The 18,543-nt window shown below is 34.4% G+C and carries 16 protein-coding genes; 9 read left to right on the top strand and 7 right to left on the bottom strand.

The window, feature by feature from the left end:
- The first annotated feature begins 183 nt into the window (after window positions 1-183).
- The 7 genes from GR162_RS11865 (at window position 184) to GR162_RS11835 (ending at window position 5,861) form a co-directional block, all read left to right on the top strand.
- Window positions 184-1,083 (top strand): DMT family transporter, encoded by a 900-nt coding sequence (locus GR162_RS11865; RefSeq protein WP_160782337.1) that lies wholly within the window; start codon window positions 184-186, stop codon window positions 1,081-1,083.
- An 87-nt stretch (window positions 1,084-1,170) separates the two neighbouring features.
- Entirely contained in the window at window positions 1,171-1,527 is a 357-nt protein-coding gene (locus GR162_RS11860; protein ID WP_160782336.1) for a DoxX family membrane protein, read from the top strand.
- A 25-nt stretch (window positions 1,528-1,552) separates the two neighbouring features.
- Window positions 1,553-2,260 carry an aquaporin Z gene (gene aqpZ / locus GR162_RS11855; RefSeq protein ID WP_160782335.1) on the top strand — a complete coding sequence of 236 codons (708 nt, stop codon included), beginning with the start codon at window positions 1,553-1,555 and terminating at the stop codon, window positions 2,258-2,260.
- 43 nt (window positions 2,261-2,303) lie between these two features.
- Window positions 2,304-2,543, top strand: coding sequence for a GlsB/YeaQ/YmgE family stress response membrane protein (locus GR162_RS11850; RefSeq protein WP_160782334.1), 240 nt, complete (start codon window positions 2,304-2,306; stop codon window positions 2,541-2,543).
- 124 nt (window positions 2,544-2,667) lie between these two features.
- Entirely contained in the window at window positions 2,668-3,495 is an 828-nt protein-coding gene (locus tag GR162_RS11845; RefSeq protein WP_160782333.1) for a sterol desaturase family protein, read from the top strand.
- Between the two features lie 121 nt (window positions 3,496-3,616).
- A complete protein-coding gene (locus GR162_RS11840; RefSeq protein WP_160782332.1) occupies window positions 3,617-3,895 on the top strand; it encodes a DUF2805 domain-containing protein in 279 nt (92 codons plus the stop codon).
- 109 nt (window positions 3,896-4,004) lie between these two features.
- On the top strand, window positions 4,005-5,861 hold the full coding sequence (locus tag GR162_RS11835) for a peptidase M61 (protein ID WP_160782331.1): 1,857 nt from the start codon (window positions 4,005-4,007) through the stop codon (window positions 5,859-5,861).
- A gap of 165 nt (window positions 5,862-6,026) precedes the next feature.
- On the opposite strand, the gene GR162_RS11830 is transcribed toward GR162_RS11835, so the two are convergent.
- The 5 genes from GR162_RS11830 to GR162_RS11810 form a co-directional block, all read right to left on the bottom strand.
- The gene (locus GR162_RS11830) at window positions 6,027-6,470 is read right to left on the bottom strand and encodes a hypothetical protein (protein ID WP_066032324.1); all 444 of its coding nucleotides are present in this window, start codon (window positions 6,468-6,470) and stop codon (window positions 6,027-6,029) included.
- Window positions 6,471-6,638: 168 nt separating this feature from the next.
- Window positions 6,639-8,975 (bottom strand): GH92 family glycosyl hydrolase, encoded by a 2,337-nt coding sequence (locus GR162_RS11825; RefSeq protein ID WP_160782330.1) that lies wholly within the window; start codon window positions 8,973-8,975, stop codon window positions 6,639-6,641.
- 145 nt (window positions 8,976-9,120) lie between these two features.
- Window positions 9,121-9,477, bottom strand: coding sequence for a hypothetical protein (locus tag GR162_RS11820; RefSeq protein ID WP_008462439.1), 357 nt, complete (start codon window positions 9,475-9,477; stop codon window positions 9,121-9,123).
- A 119-nt stretch (window positions 9,478-9,596) separates the two neighbouring features.
- The gene (locus GR162_RS11815; RefSeq protein ID WP_160782329.1) at window positions 9,597-10,775 is read right to left on the bottom strand and encodes an AIR synthase related protein; all 1,179 of its coding nucleotides are present in this window, start codon (window positions 10,773-10,775) and stop codon (window positions 9,597-9,599) included.
- A 218-nt stretch (window positions 10,776-10,993) separates the two neighbouring features.
- Window positions 10,994-13,183: a glutamine synthetase III gene (locus GR162_RS11810; RefSeq protein ID WP_160782328.1), complete on the bottom strand. Its 2,190-nt coding sequence runs from the start codon at window positions 13,181-13,183 to the stop codon at window positions 10,994-10,996.
- Between the two features lie 430 nt (window positions 13,184-13,613).
- Between GR162_RS11810 and GR162_RS11805 the strand changes: the two genes are divergently transcribed.
- Window positions 13,614-14,630 carry a glutamine synthetase beta-grasp domain-containing protein gene (locus tag GR162_RS11805; RefSeq protein ID WP_008462434.1) on the top strand — a complete coding sequence of 339 codons (1,017 nt, stop codon included), beginning with the start codon at window positions 13,614-13,616 and terminating at the stop codon, window positions 14,628-14,630.
- A 217-nt stretch (window positions 14,631-14,847) separates the two neighbouring features.
- The gene (locus GR162_RS11800; RefSeq protein ID WP_066032329.1) at window positions 14,848-15,819 is read left to right on the top strand and encodes a TerC family protein; all 972 of its coding nucleotides are present in this window, start codon (window positions 14,848-14,850) and stop codon (window positions 15,817-15,819) included.
- A gap of 79 nt (window positions 15,820-15,898) precedes the next feature.
- Here the strand turns inward: GR162_RS11800 and GR162_RS11795 are convergent, their stop codons facing one another.
- On the bottom strand, window positions 15,899-16,423 hold the full coding sequence (locus tag GR162_RS11795) for a hypothetical protein (RefSeq protein ID WP_160782327.1): 525 nt from the start codon (window positions 16,421-16,423) through the stop codon (window positions 15,899-15,901).
- Window positions 16,424-16,649: 226 nt separating this feature from the next.
- A partial coding sequence (locus GR162_RS11790; protein ID WP_160782326.1) for a T9SS type A sorting domain-containing protein occupies window positions 16,650-18,543 on the bottom strand: 1,894 nt, incomplete at its 5' end.

The following is an 18,543-nucleotide window of genomic DNA, read 5'->3' as shown; positions in this document are numbered from 1 at the left end:
CATCAGAATTATTTTTGATGGCTTTTCTATTTTATAGCATTTTCACTTTTTGAAGAATTCTTAATTCAAGAGTTTAAAAATCGATTTTGTTGCCATTTAATTACTATTTTCAACATAGTACGATAGAATCCTAAACAAAATAGCTTACCTTTGCCAGCTTAATTTTTTAAAAACAGATAATTTATGACGTCGCAAAATAATGTATTAAAAGGTGTTTTTCTTGTTGCTTTGGGAGCAACCACTTACGGAATGTTGGCCACATTTGTAAAAATGGCTTATTCTGAAGGATACACAACTGCAGAAGTCACAACCTCACAATTTATTTACGGAATTCTAGGTATTCTTATAATCAATCTTTTTCAGCGTATTAAAAACAAAAATACAGCCGTAAAAGCATCTCCAAAAAACATTTTCAACTTAATGCTTGCAGGAACTTCATTAGGAATGACAAGCTTATTCTACTACTTGGCCGTAAAGTACATTCCTGTTTCTATCGGAATCGTTTTATTGATGCAAACTGTCTGGATGGGAGTTTTATTAGAAATGATTTTAGAAAAAAAACTGCCTTCAAAACAAAAAGTCATTGCGGTTTTTATAGTTCTTTTTGGAACCGTTTTAGCAACCAATATTATTAATAATGATATCGAATTAGACTGGAGAGGTCTTGTTTGGGGAATGCTGGCAGCAGCTTCTTTCACTACGACAATGTTTACTGCAAATCGTGTCGCAACCGAAATTTCATCAGCGCAAAGAAGCCTTTACATGCTTTTAGGTGGTGCCATTATTGTTTTTTCGTTTGCATTTGCAACACAGGTAACGGCTTTTAACCTTGACATTTTTTTAAAATGGGGAATTGTATTGTCATTATTCGGAACTATAATTCCGCCACTCTTAATGACTGCGGGGTTTCCTTTAACGGGAATTGGATTAGGAAGTATTGTCTCTGCGCTTGAACTGCCAGTTTCTGTAATGATGGCGTATGTTCTACTAAACGAAAAAGTAATCTTTTCTCAATGGGTTGGAATTATATTGATCATTCTTGCCATTATTATTATGAATGTAAATTTCAAACCAAAAAGATAGCTCTAAATAAGCATTATTAAAAAAAACAGTTCTGTAATGCAATAATTGTTAATTTTTTTATAATTTCGCGATAAACAACTAAATATCATGATTTTACCTTGGCATTTGTATTTAATGGCTTCCTTATATATTCTTGCTGGGCTAAATCATTTTAGAAAACCTGGAATGTACATCAAAATCATTCCGCCTGTATTTAAAGACCCCAAATTAATAAATATTTTAAGTGGTGCCGCCGAAATCATTTTAGGCATCTTTCTGCTCCTGCCTTTTTTATCACATTTTGCCGCCTGGGGAATTATAATGCTATTAATTGCTGTTTTCCCTGCTAATTTGTACATGTTTCAAAATAAAAAAGCAGGTTTTGGTTTACCAAGATGGATTTTATTTGTACGTTTGCCCTTACAAATTGTTTTGATTTATTGGGCTTACCAATATACATTCTAAACATTAACCTTTAAATTATTTTATTATGAAAAAATTATTTGCAGAGTTTTTTGGGACTTATTGGCTTGTTTTTGGCGGATGCGGAAGCGCAATTTTTGCTGCAGGAATTCCAGATTTAGGAATCGGATTTGCAGGTGTTGCTCTTGCTTTTGGTTTAACGGTACTTACAATGGCATACGCTGTTGGTCACATTTCTGGCGGTCATTTTAATCCAGCGGTTTCTTTTGGTTTATGGGCTGGCGGAAGATTTTCTGCCAAAGATCTTATTCCTTACATCATTGCGCAATGTGTGGGAGCTGCCGCAGCTGCTGGAACTTTATACACAATAGCTTCTGGAAAAGCTGGCTTTGCAATAGACAATACAAAAGCAGGAGCCTTTGCATCTAATGGTTTTGGAGCTTTTTCTCCTGATGGTTATTCGTTACAATCTGCTTTTATTGCAGAATTTGTACTCACTTTATTCTTCTTATTAGTGATCTTAGGTGCAACCGATAAATTTGCAAACGGAAGATTTGCTGGAATTGCAATTGGTTTAGCGTTGACTTTAATACACTTAATCAGTATCCCAATTACGAATACTTCTGTAAATCCTGCGAGATCATTATCTCAAGCTATTTTTGTTGGCGGAGAGCCATTATCTCAGGTTTGGCTGTTTTGGGTCGCCCCTATTCTTGGTGCATTAGCGGCTGGTTTCCTTTATAAGACACTGCTTCAAAATCATGCTGAAGCTTAATATTACACAAAGAAATCATTAACAAATAATTCAAGAACAAATCATGGGATTTTTATACTTCTTACTTATTGGCGCAATCTCAGGCTGGCTAGCTGGTCAAATCTGGAAAGGTTCTGGTTTTGGATTACTTGGCAATATTGTAGTCGGAATCATAGGCGGATTTATCGGCGGATGGATTGCCGGAAAACTTGGTATTGGAGGCGGCGGCCTTCTCTGGCAAATTCTGATTGCCGTAGGTGGTGCTTGGGTTTTATTATTTATAATCAGCCTCATCAAAAAATAATAGTCAATTAGTTGGTACATAATTGAAATCGAAAGAGAAAATCTGATATATTTATATTTGATTTTCTCTTTTTTTGGATAAAATCGACAAGAAAATTTTATTTCATCTCAAATATGTATGTATTATGAACGAAATCATTTCTTATTTCAGTACGATTCCATCGTCGCATAGAAGCCTTATTCTAGTGGGCGGCATTACTATTTTCTGGCTTATTGAAAACAGTTTTCCTTTGTTTAAAATGCAATATAAAAAATGGCCTCACGCTGGAATAAACTTCTTTTTTACCTTCACCACCATTGTAGTCAACTTTATTCTTGCTTTTATCTTAATAAAAACTGCCGCTTGGACAATCGAAAATAATTTTGGAATTCTCCAATGGCTTCCACAAATGCCTCTCTGGCTTTATACCATAATTGGATTATTGCTTTTGGATTTAATTGGAGCCTATTTAGCTCATTTGGTAGAACATAAAGTAAAAATTCTTTGGCAATTCCATTTAGTGCACCATACCGACACTTGGATCGACACCACAACAGCAAATAGACATCATCCGGGAGAAAGCGTAGTCCGTTTTGTTTTTACCACTTTAGGCGTTTTAATTGTTGGGACTCCAATGTGGATGGTTTTTCTATATCAGTCATTATCGGTTATCGCTTCACAATTTAATCACGCCAATATTTCGCTTCCAGAAAAATTAGACGTTTTCTTAAGCTATTTTATTGTTTCTCCGAATATGCATAAAGTGCATCATCATTATGTATTGCCATACACAGATAGCAATTATGGAAATATTTTTTCTGTCTGGGACAGACTTTTTGGAACTTTCACCTATTTGCCCAAAGATCAGCTCGTATATGGTGTAGATACTCATATGCTTCCTGAAGAAAATAATGAATTGAAGAATCTGTTAAAAATTCCATTTCAAAAATCAAGATCCTTCAAAAACAGCTAAATTCTCTAAAAAAAGTGCACTTTCCTGAACCAACTTATTATTTTTTTTTTTAATATTGATACAAGAATTGAAAATCAATCTATTAATAATTAACACCCTATTTTGAATTAATTTTCACGAGATGAAAAAGAGTAGCCGCAAAGAATTAACTCCGGAACAAACCGAAAGACTTGTTTCGTTAGCTTTAGAAGAAAGAAATCCATTTGAAATTATAAAAAAAGAATTTGGATTGGCAGAAAAAGAAGTCCTAGACCTCATGAAAAAGAAAATGCCTCTTGAAAAATTTGAAATGTGGAAAAAGAAGGCAATTGCAAATAAACCGAAACCAAAACCAGTAAAAATAGATGATTTTGATGAAGATTTGGACGGAAAATATTATATCAAGAATAAATTAGACTAACATAAAGCTCCTGTTTTTTCAGGAGTTTTTTTTATTTTTAAAATAATGTTATTTTTCAGTAACTTTTCGTCACTTTTTGTGTCAAATATAATTAACTAAACATATACAAATGAAAAAAATACTTTACACCTTAGCTCTAGCGGTCACTTTTTGGAGCTGTAAAACAGGGAGCACTGGAGCCGCAAAAAGCAATATAGTTGAAGTTAATATCAATTTAACCGATGTTAAAGACGATAAAGTTTTAGTAACTGTTACTCCTCCAGCTATTAAAACGGATGAAATTGTTTATAGCATTCCGAAAACCGTTCCTGGAACTTATTCAACAGATAATTACGGAAAGTATTCTGAAGATTTCAGAGCATTTGATGCGAAAGGGAATCCGCTTACAGTAAAAAGATTAGACGATAATTCTTGGTCTATTTCAAACGCAAAAACGTTAAAAAGAATCACTTATTTAGTAAACGATACTTTCGATACTGAAAAAGGAACTGGATTTGGAAACGATGACGTTTTCTCTCCAGCAGGAACAAATATCGATGCCGGAAAAAATTTCATGGTTAATACGCATGGATTTGTAGGCTATTTTCAAGATAAATTAGATGTTCCGTACAAAGTTACTATCACACATCCTGAAACACTTTGGGGCGCAACTTCTATGACCGATCAAGATGCAAGCAATACCTCTGATGTGTTCACGACTTCTCGTTATGCTATTTTGGTAGAAAACCCAATTATGTATTCTAAACCAGATTACACTACTTTCAATGTAAACGGAATGGACATTTTAATTGCGGTGTACTCGCCGACTGGAAAATATACTGCTGAGAGCATTACTCCAGAGATGAAAACGATGATGACAGCACAGAAAAACTTTTTAGGAAAAGTAAATTCTACTAAAAAATATACTGTGTTATTGTACTTGTCAAGCATGGCAAAAGACGATGCGCACGGTTTTGGAGCTTTAGAGCACCCAACTGCTACAACTGTAGTGTTGCCAGAATCTATGCCAAAAGAAAAATTGGTAGAATCTATGAAAGATGTGGTTTCTCACGAGTTCTTCCATATTGTTACGCCATTAACTATTCACTCAAAAGAAATTCAGTATTTTGATTACAATGCGCCAAAAATGTCTGAACATTTATGGATGTATGAAGGTGTAACAGAATATTTTGCTAATCTTTTCCAAATCAACCAAGGTTTGATTGACGAAGCTGAATTCTACACTCGTATTGCCGACAAGATTGCACAATCTAAACAGTTGGATGATACAATGTCATTTACGGTAATGAGTAAAAATGTATTGGAACAGCCTTATAAAGACCAATATTTAAATGTATACCAAAAAGGAGCTTTAATCGGAATGTGCATTGACATTATCATTAGAGAAAAAAGCAATGGCGAAAGAGGTATTTTGGATCTAATGCACAAGCTATCTGATGAATACGGAGTTGAAAAACCGTTCAATGACGATGAATTATTTGCTAAAATCACTTCTTTGACTTATCCTGAAGTTGGAGAATTTTTAAACAAATATGTAGCTGGAACTACTCCAATTCCGTACGACTTTTACCTAGCTAAAGTTGGTGTTACAAAAGCAATGGAGAAAAAATCTGGAAATCCGTTTATTAAAGGGCAAACTCCATACATTACGGTTGATAAAGCAACAAAAGAAATCGCTGTTCGCCCAGATTCAGAATCTGTTGAATTTTACAAAAACTTGAATTTAAAAGGTGGCGATAAAATCTTAGCTGTAAATAATAAAGCATACAATTTGGATAACATTTATGATTTGATTACTGAAAGCGAAAACTGGAAAGATAATGATCCAATTACTTTGAAAGTAAAACGTGGCGGAAAAGAAGAGACCATTAAAGGAACCGTAAAACTGCCATTTGAAGAAGCTGAAACTTTTAAAGCCACTGATGCTTCAAAAGAGAAACTTAAAAATGCATGGTTAAAAGGTTAATTTCCTTTTAAAGCATAAAAAAACCGACAAGTGATTGTCGGTTTTTTTTATGCTTTGTCATCCTGAGGAACGAAGGATCGCACTTGCTAATCGTCAAAGATTATCAAATATACTTTGTGGAGTTTCTTGTGTGATCCTTCCTCCGTCAGGATGACAATATTATACCTATTTCTTCACAGGAAATTTCCAATCAAACTCATCTTTGTTGTTGATGATCGCTCCAATTTCAAACTTCACTACCTCATCAAATTCTGTTTGAAGGATAAACCAATTGTCTTCGTTGAAATAGTTTTCAAAAGTATCAAAAGTCTCTTGATTGTATTTATTGATTCCTTTTGCAGCGAAATCTTTCTTTACATCAGCAATTTTTCTTCCGATTAATTTGAATCCGAAAACTTCTAAGTCATTACTTGAAGCTACAATATATCCCAATTTAAGATCTTCTTCCTGATAAAAAGTTAATCTCATTTTATGAGCATTGTAAACAAAAATTACGTTATCATCTTCGTCTTTATAGTTTTTATCAGGTTTTCCTAAAGCAGCTGTTACGTCATTCTGCTTCATTCCGAAAAGCAGTTTATCTATTCCTGATTTTAAATTGATCTTCATATTGATTGTCTTTATTTGAAGTGCAAATTTCGTGAAGTTTTTTATTGTTTTGCCACGAATTTCACAAATTTTCACGAATTAAAATAATATCGTTTTGTCAGGCTGAGCGGAGTCGAAGCCCTCAAGCTAGAAAGCCCTTCGACTCCGCTCAGGGTGACAGATGTAAAACTAATTTTGATATTGCTTCTTATTTGGCTTGTTGCTCATATAAAAAGTAATTTTTCCGCCATTCATAACATCTTCATGTTTCAAGAAAGGTCTCGAAAGTTCTTTTCCATTCAAAAGTACTTTTGAAACAAATACATTTTTATCTGATTGATTTATGGTTTCTACTTCAAAAGTTTTTCCGTTTTCTAAATTCAAAACAGCATTTTTCATCAGCGGACTTCCTAATGCATATTCATCAGAACCTGGAGCAACTGGATAAAATCCTAAACTACTAAAAATATACCAAGCACTCATTTGTCCGAAATCGTCATTTCCGCCTAAACCATCGGCACCATTTCTGTACATTTTTTTTAAGATCATTCTAATTTTATCTTGCGCTTTCCACGGAGAATCTGTCCAGTTGTACAAGTACACAACATGATGCGAAGGCTCATTTCCATGAACATAATTTCCAATAATCCCGTCTCTTGTGATATCTTCAGTATTTTCAAAATATTTGTCTGGAAGATGCATATTGAATAATGAGTCTAAACGAACTTTAAATTTCTCATTTCCTCCCATCAATTGAATCATATTGGCAGGATCTTGCGGAACATACAGACTGTAATTCCAAGAATTCCCTTCAATAAAACCTTGTCCGTGGGTATCTAATGGATCAAACTCTTTCTTAAATGTTCCGTCATTCAATTTTGGACGCATAAAACCTGTTTTCTCATCGTAAACATTTTTATAATTTTTAGATCTATTGATGAATTCATTATAAATAGCTGTCTTTCCTAATTTCTTTGCTGCCTGAGCGATTGCCCAATCATCATAAGCATATTCTAAAGTTTTAGAAACCGAAGCGCCATTTTTATCTTCTGGAACATAGCCTTTATTCATATAAAATTCTAAACCATCATAATACGGCACTTTTGCAGTATTAACACAAGCTTGAAGCGCTTTTTCGGCATCAAAACTGATATTGCCTTTTACAATTGCATCTGCCACAACCGAAACAGAATGATAGCCAATCATACACCAATTCTCGTTAGCATAATGTGACCAGATTGGAAGCATTTTATGAACGCTTTGATTCGAATGTGCCAGCATCGAACTTACCATATCTCCGTTTCTTTTTGGCTGCACAATATTAAATAATGGATGCAAAGCACGGTACGTATCCCAAAGCGAATAACTGGTATAATTGGTAAAGCTTTCTGCTTTATGAACATTCATATCCAGACCTTTATAATTTCCGTCTAAATCCATGTATTCCGTTGGTCCTAAAAATGCATGATACATTGCGGTATAAAAATTAACCAAATCTTCCTTTTGAGTGGTTTCAACCTGAACTTTATTCAATTCTTTATTCCAAACTTCCTGACTTTGCTTTTTTACTTTTTCGAAATCCCAATCAGGTGTTTCTTTTTTCATGTTTTCTAATGCTCCCGCAGAACTCACAGGCGACAATGCCATTTTGATTTTGATTTTTTCTCCTTCATTCGTATCAAAATCAAAAAACAATTTTAGGTTTTGTCCTGCCATTTCTGGAAAATTTTTCGTTTGATCAAATCTTCCCCAGAAACCTCTGTAAACGCTTTTTTCTTGAACTGCTTGTCCGTAATTTTTAATTGGTTTATTAAATGACATTGTAAAATAAACCGTTCTAGTTCTTGCCCAACCATTTGTCTGACGATATCCTGTTATCAAAGTATCGTTTTCTACACGAACAAATGTCCAAACATTCTTTTTATCATAATTATAAATCCCTGAAGTTAAATCGAGAATGATGTGTGCTTCATCAGATTTTGGAAAAGTGTATTGATGCATTCCGACACGAGTTGTTGCCGTCAATTCTGCCTTTATTTTATGATCTTCCAGAAAAACGCTATAATAAGCAGGTTCAGCTTTTTCCGTAGAATGCGAAAATGCCGATCTATATCCAGATAAAGGTTTTGATGCCACACCTGGATTTAATTGCAGTTTTCCTGTTGTTGGCATAATCAGGAAATCGCCTAAATCTGAATGCCCAGTTCCGCTGAAATGGGTATGGCTGAAACCTACAATCGTTTTATCTTCGTACTGATAACCAGCACAGTATTTATAGACTTCGCCATTATACTTTCCGTTTAAACTGTAAGCAATGGTATCGGTTTCTGGGCTCAATTGTACACTTCCAAAAGGAACTGTTGCGCCTGGATAGGTGTGCCCCATTTTGGCTGTACCAATCATTGGGTCTACGTATTGAATTAGATTTCGGTTGCCTTCCGCTTTTTTTTGTGCATTTAAGGCAGTAGAAAAAAGAATTAAAACCGATATGTTAAAAAGGAATTTGCTAATTTTTGTTTTAGTCATTGTATAGTTTTTCGTTAAATAGCTTCTGTTATTTTTAATGCAGAAAAGTACAACAAAATCTATTTTTAAAAAACATAATTCATTAATTGATGATTCTAAATTCCAAATTTTGCCGAAAACTTAAAACTTAAATCTGAAACAAAACTTATTCGCTCATTTCATCGTAACGTTCTGGAACTTGCGGATCGTAAAGCGGGCATTTGAATTCTTCCATGATATCTACTAATTTATTCATGGTTTTTCCTTCTGTTCCGTAGCAGTCAATTTTTATACTTTGCGGAGTGGTAATTACTTGAAATGCACCTTTCCCTTTTGGATTCTTCCAGCTATTTTCATCCACTCTTTCCCATTCTGAAAAAACAGAATTGATTCTATTCACGATTACTTCAACTTGAAGTTCAGCCAGACCTTCAACTTCTTGTTTTTCAACAAGCGCTTCATAAACTTCCTGATTATTCAGGTAAATTTCGTCTAGATATCTCCAAAAAAGTAATTCGTACATAATATAATATTTAAAAAAAGATAGAGATGCACAATTATGCATCTCTAAATTTAATAATTATTTTTAAAAGTTTCAAAATCTTTGCAACTCTGAACCTTTGAACCTTTGCAACTTTAAAATTAATAATTGAATGTTCCGTATTCGCTAGTAATAGTAAGCTTTTTAGAATCCGAAGCTTCTACTCTACCTACGATTTGTGCGTCTACATTGAATGATTTCGAAATTTCAATAATATCTTGTGCGATATTTTCCGGAACATAAAGCTCCATTCTGTGACCGCAGTTGAAGACTTGATACATTTCCTTCCAATCTGTTTTTGATTGTTCTTGAATTAATTTGAACAATGGCGGCACTGGAAATAAATTATCTTTTATAACGTGCAAATCTTTTACGAAATGTAAAATTTTAGTTTGTGCGCCACCGCTGCAATGTACCATTCCGTGAATATCTTTTGGTGTGTATTTATCTAAAATCTTTTTGATAATTGGTGCGTAAGTTCTAGTTGGCGAAAGCACTAACTGACCTGCATTTATCGGACTGTTTTCTACCTCATCAGTCAGATTTACTTGTCCTGAATAAATTAATTCTTCTGGAACTGCTGCATCGTAACTTTCAGGATATTTTTTAGCCAAATATTTGCCGAAAACGTCGTGACGTGCAGAAGTTAATCCGTTACTTCCCATTCCGCCGTTATAGCTTTTTTCGTAAGTCGCCTGACCAAAAGAAGCCAATCCAACAATTACGTCTCCTGCTTGAATGTTTGCATTATCTACAACATCAGAACGTTTCATTCTTGCTGTTACAGTAGAATCTACAATAATAGTACGAACTACGTCTCCAACATCGGCAGTTTCTCCACCTGTTGAGTGAATGGTAACTCCAAATGATTTTAATTCATTGATTAATTCTTCTGTTCCGTTGATGATGGCAGAAATAACTTCAGCAGGAATTAAGTTTTTATTTCTTCCGATAGTAGAAGAAAGCAGAATATTATCTGTCGCACCAACACATAATAAATCATCAATATTCATGATTAAGGCATCTTGAGCGATTCCTTTCCAAACCGAAAGATCTCCAGTTTCTTTCCAATACATATATGCTAAAGATGATTTTGTTCCAGCTCCGTCAGCGTGCATGATTAGACAGTGCTCTGAATCTTTAGTTAAATAATCAGGAACAATTTTACAGAATGCCTGCGGAAATAAACCTTTGTCAATATTTTTTATAGCGTTATGTACGTCTTCTTTTGATGCCGAAACACCTCTTTGTGCATATCTTTTGCTAGAATCTGAACTCATGAAAATTAGTTTGTGTTGATGTGCTGCAAAGATAATCCCTTTTTTTTAATTCTTTTGAATGATTCGCATGCTTGATTTAAAAAAAGTTTGCCACGAATTGCACAAATTTTCACAAATTTTTATTCTTTCTACAAAATCATCTTCATCAGAAGATTAAAAAAAAATAAATCCGTGCGAATTCGTGCAATTCGTGGCAAAAAAATATTTAGCAAAAACTATTATTTCGTGAATAACAATTCTCTGTATTTAGTTAATGTCCAACTTTCGTCATCTACTAATAACTCTAATTTGTCACAGTGATTACGAATTTCATCAAAATAAGGTTTAACGTTATTGCAATATGCTTCTGCCATTTTTTGAGCATCTGTCAATTGATTGGCTTTCTTTCTTTCGTTAGTCATGGCCAATACTTTTGAATTGATTCCTTCAATATGACCTGAAATTTCTTTGATTAAAACAATTTGCTCTTTAGCTAATGCTTCAAAATCCTTTCCGAAAATTTCTTTTAATCCTTTCACATTATCAATTAAAGTATTTTGGTAACGAATTGCAGTCGGGATAACATGATTTCTAGCAATATCTCCTAAAACACGTCCTTCAATTTGGATTTTTTTAGTGTATTCTTCCAATTCGATTTCATAACGCGCTTCAGCTTCAACATGATTAAAAATTCCTAATTGCTCAAACAAATCCAATGCTTGTTTAGAAACCTTAGCCTTAATCGCTTCTGGAGTAGTTTTGAAATTGCTTAAACCTCTTTTTGCCGCTTCTTTTTCCCAAGCTTCGCTATAACCGTCGCCTTCAAAAAGGATTTTTTTAGATTGTTTGATGTATTCTCTTAAAACATTAAAAATAGCATCGTCCTTTTTCATGTCTTTCGACTCGATCAAGTTCTCCACTTCATTCTTAAAGTCAAATAATTGTTTTGCTACAATCGCATTCAAAGTTGTCATTGCATTTGAACAGTTTGAATTTGAACCCACTGCTCTAAATTCAAATTTATTTCCAGTAAAAGCAAAAGGCGAAGTTCTGTTACGATCTGTATTATCTAATAATACGTCTGGAATTTTACCAACAACATTCAATTTCAAATCTGTTTTTTCTTCTGGCGAAAGTTTTCCTGTTGTTACGCTTTCTAGTTCAGATAAAACTTTTGTCAATTGAGCACCAATAAATACAGACATAATCGCTGGCGGCGCTTCGTTTGCTCCTAATCTGTGATCGTTACTTGCTGTTGCAATAGAAGCTCTAAGCAAAGTTTCGTTATCGTTTACTGCTTTTATTGTATTAATAAAGAAAGTCAGGAACTGTAAATTGCTCATTGGCGTTTTACTCGGACTCAATAAATTAACTCCTGTATCGGTAGCCAATGACCAGTTGTTGTGTTTTCCTGATCCGTTTACGCCTTTAAATGGTTTTTCGTGAAATAATACTTTAAAGTCATGACGTTCAGCCACTCTCTGCATTACATCCATTAGTAAAGAGTTGTGGTCAACAGCTAAATTGGTTTCTTCAAAAATAGGAGCCAACTCAAACTGATTTGGCGCAACCTCATTGTGACGCGTTTTTACTGGAATACCCAATAACATACATTCCTGCTCTAAATCTCTCATATAGGTAAGAGCGCGAGTTGGAATAGATCCGAAATAATGATCGTCTAACTGCTGTCCTTTTGCAGAAGTATGTCCTAATAATGTTCTCCCTGTCATCATTAAGTCTGGGCGAGAATTTGCCAAAGCTTTGTCAATCAAGAAATATTCTTGTTCCCATCCTAAAGTTGCTGTTACCTTTTTTACGTTTTTGTCAAAGTATTTACAAACTTCTGTAGCAGCTTCGTCAATTGCAGATAATGCTCTTAATAAAGGTATTTTATTATCTAAAGCCTCACCAGTGTACGCAATAAATACTGTCGGAATACATAAAGTTGTACCATATATAAAAGCTGGAGAAGTTGGATCCCAAGCTGTATAACCTCTTGCTTCAAACGTATTTCTGATTCCGCCGTTCGGGAAACTAGAGGCATCTGGTTCTTGCTGTACCAATTGCGCGCCTCCAAATTTTTCTACAGATTCGCTTCCGTCATAAGAAGTTTCAAAAAAAGCATCGTGTTTTTCTGCTGTTGTTCCTGTCAATGGCTGAAACCAGTGCGTATAATGAGTCACACCTTTAGACAAAGCCCATTCTTTCATTCCCATGGCAATATAATCAGCCAGCTTTCTATCTATTTTTGTTCCATGCTGGATGGCATCTCTTACTCCTCTAAAAGCATCTGAAGTTAAATATTGCTTCATTGCTTTTTCATTAAACACATTTGAACCGAAAAGATTTGATTTTCGGCCAATTTCTTCAAAATGCACCGGCTTTCTGTTAGATGCTTGTTGTAAAGCTTGAAAACGTAATGTTGACATGGTTATGTATATTTTAAATTCGTAATAATTTTCATTAAAAAAATAAGAGACAAATATAAACAATAAATGAGCCTATTGTAAACATAAACAATAGAAATTTAGTCAACGATTTTTCAACAGAAGACGCTTTTTATGAAGAATAATGAATTCAAATCGCAGAAATATAACAAAACTGTACGGTATTATTGATTAAATAAACATTTTTTCATAATTTCTTAACTCATAAATTCAAAAATGGGCCTTAATTATTACGAATTTATTTTTTTAAGGTTCATAAAATTGCTTTTTTAAAAATATACCCCTATCAAAATTGCGCTTATCCAAAAAATTATACTTCGCAAAACAAAATAGCCCCCTAATTTTTGGGACTAAAAAAATAAATCTATATTTGACCCAACGAAAAAAAACAAAAAAATTAATTTATATTATTATGGCTAAAATTAAGTTAGAGTACATTTGGTTAGACGGATATGAACCAACTCAAAATCTTAGAAGTAAAACTAAAGTTGAAGAGCACGAAAACTTCAAAGGAACATTAGAAGAACTTGGAAATTGGTCATTTGATGGTTCATCAACAAGACAAGCTGAAGGTGGATCTTCTGACTGTTTATTAGTTCCAGTTGCAATCTATCCAGATCCAACTCGTATCAACGGATGGTTAGTAATGTGCGAAGTTATGTATGCTGACGGAACACCACACCCTTCTAACGGTAGAGCTACAATTGATGATGATAATGATGATTTTTGGTTTGGATTCGAACAAGAGTATTTCATTATGGATACTAAAACTCAACTTCCACTTGGTTTCCCAGTTGGAGGGTACCCTGCTCCACAAGGGATGTATTACTGTTCAGTAGGTGGAAAAAACACACATGGTAGAAAATTAGTTGAAGAGCACGCTGATTTATGTATCGCTGCTGGAATCAACTTTGAAGGAATCAACCAAGAGGTTGCTTGCGGACAATGGGAGTTCCAATTATTCGCTAAAGGAGCTAAAAAAGCTGGAGACGAAATCTGGGTTGCTCGTTACCTATTAGACCGTTTAACTGAGAAATATGGTTACTATATCGAATATCACCCAAAACCTCTAGGAGATACAGACTGGAACGGTTCTGGTATGCACGCTAACTTCTCTAACACAGTTCTTAGAACATGCGGTTCTCAAGAAGTTTACGAGAAAATCTGCGAGGCTTTCCGTCCTGTTACAAAAGAGCACATCGCGGTTTACGGAGCTTACAACGAGCAACGTTTAACTGGTAAACACGAAACTGCTTCTATCAACGATTTCTCTTATGGAGTTTCAGACAGAGGATGTTCAATCAGAATTCCTTTAATGACTGTTCAAAGAGGATGGAAAGGTTGGTTAGAAGATAGAAGACCAGCTTCAAACGGAGACCCTTACAAAATCGCTGCTAGAATTATCAAAACTGTTAACTCAGCGCTATAATTCAAAGCTTACATTATATTCTAAAAGTGCCACATTTATTTGCTGGCACTTTTTTTTTGAAACAATCTTAACAAGTTCAACTTTGTCAAAGTTTGAAACTTTGACAAATCTCACTCATAACTCATAACTTATAATTTTAAAAGCAAGTTTCTGATAAATTTAATTTTTAAGTTAAACTTCAAAACTTATCTTTGTAAATCATTTAAAAAAAATCATTATGATAGTCTGGTCACTCTTTTTACTTGCTGTAGTTTTTATTCTTGCTTTAGACTTAGGAGTCTTCAACAAAACACCACATATTATTAGCACAAAAGAAGCCAGCAAATGGACCTTAGTTTGGGTTACTCTATCCTTCCTGTTTTCGGGGGTGATTTATTGGCTGTACACTACAGATTATATCGCAAACCCAGATGATTTAAAACCATCAGTCGCTTCGATGAAGTTTATAACGGGTTACTTAATTGAACTTTCGCTAAGTGTCGATAACATTTTTGTTATTGCTATTATTTTTGCTTCATTCAAAATTCCGCAAAAATACCAGCACCGCGTTTTGTTCTGGGGAATCTTAGGCGCTATAGTTTTCCGCGGATTGATGATTTTCTTTGGAGTAATGCTAATCAATAAATTTGCTTGGACAACTTATGTATTTGGAGTTTTCTTAATATTTACTGCTATAAAAATGCTTTTTTCCGGAGAAGAAGAAGATTTTCACCCAAAAGACTCATTCGTTTACAAGACATTAGGCAAAGTTATGCCTATTACATCTGAAATGGATGGAGAAAGATTTTTCATTTCAACCAAAACAGCAAAAAAAGCGGCTACTCCATTATTCGTAGCCTTAATCGTTATTGAAGTTATGGACGTTTTATTTGCTGTAGATAGCGTTCCTGCAATTCTTGCTATAACCAAAGATCCGTTTTTAGTATTCAGTTCTAATATTTTTGCTATTCTAGGATTACGTTCTATGTATTTCTTCTTAGCAAATATGCTGGCAAAATTCAGTTATTTAGAATATAGCTTAGTTGCAATTTTAGCTTTTGTGGGATTAAAGATGCTTTTACACGATTTCTTCCACGTTCCAGAATGGGCTTCATTAGGATTTATTGCTTTATCTCTTCTAGTAGGAATTTTGGTTTCTCTTAAGTTCGGACCAGAAAAAGTTTTAAATGATTCGTCAAGCGAAGAATAATTAGATACATAACATATATTTATAAAAAAAAGGAAATCGTGATGATTTCCTTTTTTCTTAACAATATCAGTTCTTTCAATTATAAATTAATCGTTTTAACCTTACTATCATCAATATGATATTTCGCAATAACAGCATTGTAATCAGAGTAATCCGCCTTATTAACTGACTTATTACTAATTATAGGATCATTACCAGGAATAACTACAATACGGAATTTTTGGTTATTTCTTAAATCAGCTGGTACAGTATTCAATTCAAATCCATCTAGATAAAGCTCAAAATCTACTCGGCTGAAATTAAATTTATAAGTGAAAAATAAAGTCCCATCATCATAATAATGTGATTCTGGAATTGGACTCCAAACGGTGCTTCCATTTGCTGTCCCTGTTGCTCTATAAGCCAAAGCTACATCGCCCGGATAAAGTGTAAAACCAAAATTTATAACCTCTCCATCTCCATTTGATGCAAAGTTAACATTATTTACATCAATAACCGGGGCAGTTATTGATTCACCCGGAGGTCCTGGAGGCCCTTCTGGTCCTTCACAGCTAGAAAATGCAATTAAACCGATAACTGCAAATAAGGTAAGTATCTTTTTCATAATTATTTTTTTTAAGGATTATACTATAAAGGTATTCCAAAAATTAAACCAAAAAAAAGAAAAACATGATTTTCCACTAACTTTTTTTAAATCTCATCTACATTTGCTGAATCATCTTACTCGTAAAACACTCGTAATTAAAGGATAAAACAAAAAAAATAATTTTCAAAAAAAAAAAAAAGCACCCGCTCTTAACGGATGCTTTAAATAAGATTTATTAATTAAATTAATTACCGGCAGAAATGATTTTTTTAGTACTGCTGCCTTTGTTAGTTGTAATTTGTAAAATGTAAACTTGGAATTTACCTACGTAGAAATCAATATTAAAGTTGTATTCTTTTCCAAAATAAGAATCTGTATCTGTTTTTGAAGATAACAGTTTTCCTGATAGATCAAACAATTCAATTTTTACATTGGTAGCATAATCAAAGTTATAACGAATCGTAATGTAATTTTTGAATGGAACAGGATAAGCATCAAAACCAGGTTTTTTGCTTTCTTTTGCAGTGCTTTCCATTACTGTTGTTTCCTGAGTAGTAGATGTCTGAGTAACTATCGATTCTTGAGTAGCTGTACAAGCAAGTGGTTGAATGTTGTATCCTATTGCGATTCTACATTCATCAAATGCATTGTTTATTAAATCTACCAAGCTTGCAATATCAGAAAGAGAAAGTCCATAAGTGTTTCCGCCTCCTAATGCTTGATTAGCCAAGTTAAACAAATCACCAACTGTTTTATCTCCACCTAGTTTACTCACTACATTATTCGGAATAGTGTAATATTTGTATTCATTACTTACTGTCCCATCTGGATTACAAGAACGTGTTTTTGGAGTTTTAGATCCGCAACCGCCTTCAGGTTGAGCAACTGCCAATATACCTGCCTGCAATTTAAATTTACTCAACTCGCTATCAATACCTAAATTAAGTCCTAAAGTAATGGTTTGAGCCAATAAGGTATTATCGATCACTCCTTTTTTAAGATAGGATGCAGGTAATGCGCTTATATGAGGATCTCCATTTGCCAATTTTTTACTTGCTCCTCCTCCTGGTAAAACTGCTATAACAGCATCAATATCAGCTTGATTATTAGATACCAAAACAGATTTTCCAACTAAACCAATTGTCATCGTTCCTCCTGGATAACTACTTAATGCTTTCGAAATAAGCTGTACGGTATTGTAAGATTGTCCTCCTACACATGCAGTACCTCCTAGATTTCCATAAGCTCCTTGAGTATAGGTACAAATTGGAGTTGTACACGGAGTAATCAAAAATGTAGATACTTTTTTAATTGTTTCACAATTGTTTGACACAACATATTCAATAACTAATGCTGTTCCAATCTGAGGTTTCACAAATTGAGATAAATCGGTAACTTGAACATTTCCTGCACATCCTCCTGTAAATTTAAATCCAGCAATCCATGCAGCAAATGCGCCATCTGGGTCTTCACCACAAACAACTGTTTTGTTTGGAGGACTTGAAACATTAAGCGCATTGACTTTAGTAATAGTGAAGTCTCGGCTAATAGTAGTTTCATAACATTTATCGGTTACTTTATAGGTAACTGTTGTTGTTCCTCCTTCGCATAATTTTGGTGCAACCGGACTGCCTTGGATCTCGCCTTTCGCATCGCATCCTCCGCTCACTTTAAAGCCTGCTTTGAAGGTCTCGAAAGCGGCATCAAGTGCGGCCTGATCGGCATACGCGCAGGCTGAGTCGTTGACTGCTGCAGGAGCCTCTGGGGTTACTGCTGACGGAACGGTAATAGTGAAATCTCTACTGATTGTATTAGTGTAACATTTATCAGTTATCATGTAACTTACACTGGTAGTTCCGCCTTGACATAAGATTGGCGCTATCGGATTACCAACAAATACACCTTTTGCATCACAACCACCACTTACGCTAAAGCCTTGTTTGAAGATTTCAAAGGCAGCATTTATTGCGGCCTGATCGGCATAAGCGCAAGCGGAAGCACTAAACGGATCTGGTGAAACAGGAACCACTGCTGCTGGAGCCGTAATGGTAAAGTCTCTGCTGATTGTAGTTTCATAACATTTGTCGGTAACTTTATAGGTAACTGTAACCGTACCGCCGTCGCATAATTTCGGTGCC

The sequence above is a fragment of the Flavobacterium sp. HBTb2-11-1 genome, from assembly GCF_009826975.1.
In the GTDB taxonomy this organism is placed as follows: Bacteria; Bacteroidota; Bacteroidia; order Flavobacteriales; family Flavobacteriaceae; genus Flavobacterium.
Note: the sequence above shows the minus strand (reverse complement) of the source record. Positions and strands in the feature narration are given on the sequence as shown.

Excerpts from the sequence above, each read along its gene's own strand:
- GR162_RS11820 (WP_008462439.1), bottom strand. The coding sequence starts at position 9,477 with ATGTACGAATTACTTTTTTGGAGATATCTAGACGAAATTTACCTGAAT.
- GR162_RS11830 (WP_066032324.1), bottom strand. The coding sequence starts at position 6,470 with ATGAAGATCAATTTAAAATCAGGAATAGATAAACTGCTTTTCGGAATG.
- GR162_RS11850 (WP_160782334.1), top strand. The coding sequence starts at position 2,304 with ATGGGATTTTTATACTTCTTACTTATTGGCGCAATCTCAGGCTGGCTA.
- GR162_RS11795 (WP_160782327.1), bottom strand. The coding sequence starts at position 16,423 with ATGAAAAAGATACTTACCTTATTTGCAGTTATCGGTTTAATTGCATTT.
- GR162_RS11825 (WP_160782330.1), bottom strand. The coding sequence starts at position 8,975 with ATGACTAAAACAAAAATTAGCAAATTCCTTTTTAACATATCGGTTTTA.
- aqpZ (WP_160782335.1), top strand. The coding sequence starts at position 1,553 with ATGAAAAAATTATTTGCAGAGTTTTTTGGGACTTATTGGCTTGTTTTT.
- GR162_RS11815 (WP_160782329.1), bottom strand. The coding sequence starts at position 10,775 with ATGAGTTCAGATTCTAGCAAAAGATATGCACAAAGAGGTGTTTCGGCA.
- GR162_RS11865 (WP_160782337.1), top strand. The coding sequence starts at position 184 with ATGACGTCGCAAAATAATGTATTAAAAGGTGTTTTTCTTGTTGCTTTG.
- GR162_RS11805 (WP_008462434.1), top strand. The coding sequence starts at position 13,614 with ATGGCTAAAATTAAGTTAGAGTACATTTGGTTAGACGGATATGAACCA.
- GR162_RS11845 (WP_160782333.1), top strand. The coding sequence starts at position 2,668 with ATGAACGAAATCATTTCTTATTTCAGTACGATTCCATCGTCGCATAGA.
- GR162_RS11840 (WP_160782332.1), top strand. The coding sequence starts at position 3,617 with ATGAAAAAGAGTAGCCGCAAAGAATTAACTCCGGAACAAACCGAAAGA.
- GR162_RS11810 (WP_160782328.1), bottom strand. The coding sequence starts at position 13,183 with ATGTCAACATTACGTTTTCAAGCTTTACAACAAGCATCTAACAGAAAG.
- GR162_RS11835 (WP_160782331.1), top strand. The coding sequence starts at position 4,005 with ATGAAAAAAATACTTTACACCTTAGCTCTAGCGGTCACTTTTTGGAGC.
- GR162_RS11860 (WP_160782336.1), top strand. The coding sequence starts at position 1,171 with ATGATTTTACCTTGGCATTTGTATTTAATGGCTTCCTTATATATTCTT.
- GR162_RS11800 (WP_066032329.1), top strand. The coding sequence starts at position 14,848 with ATGATAGTCTGGTCACTCTTTTTACTTGCTGTAGTTTTTATTCTTGCT.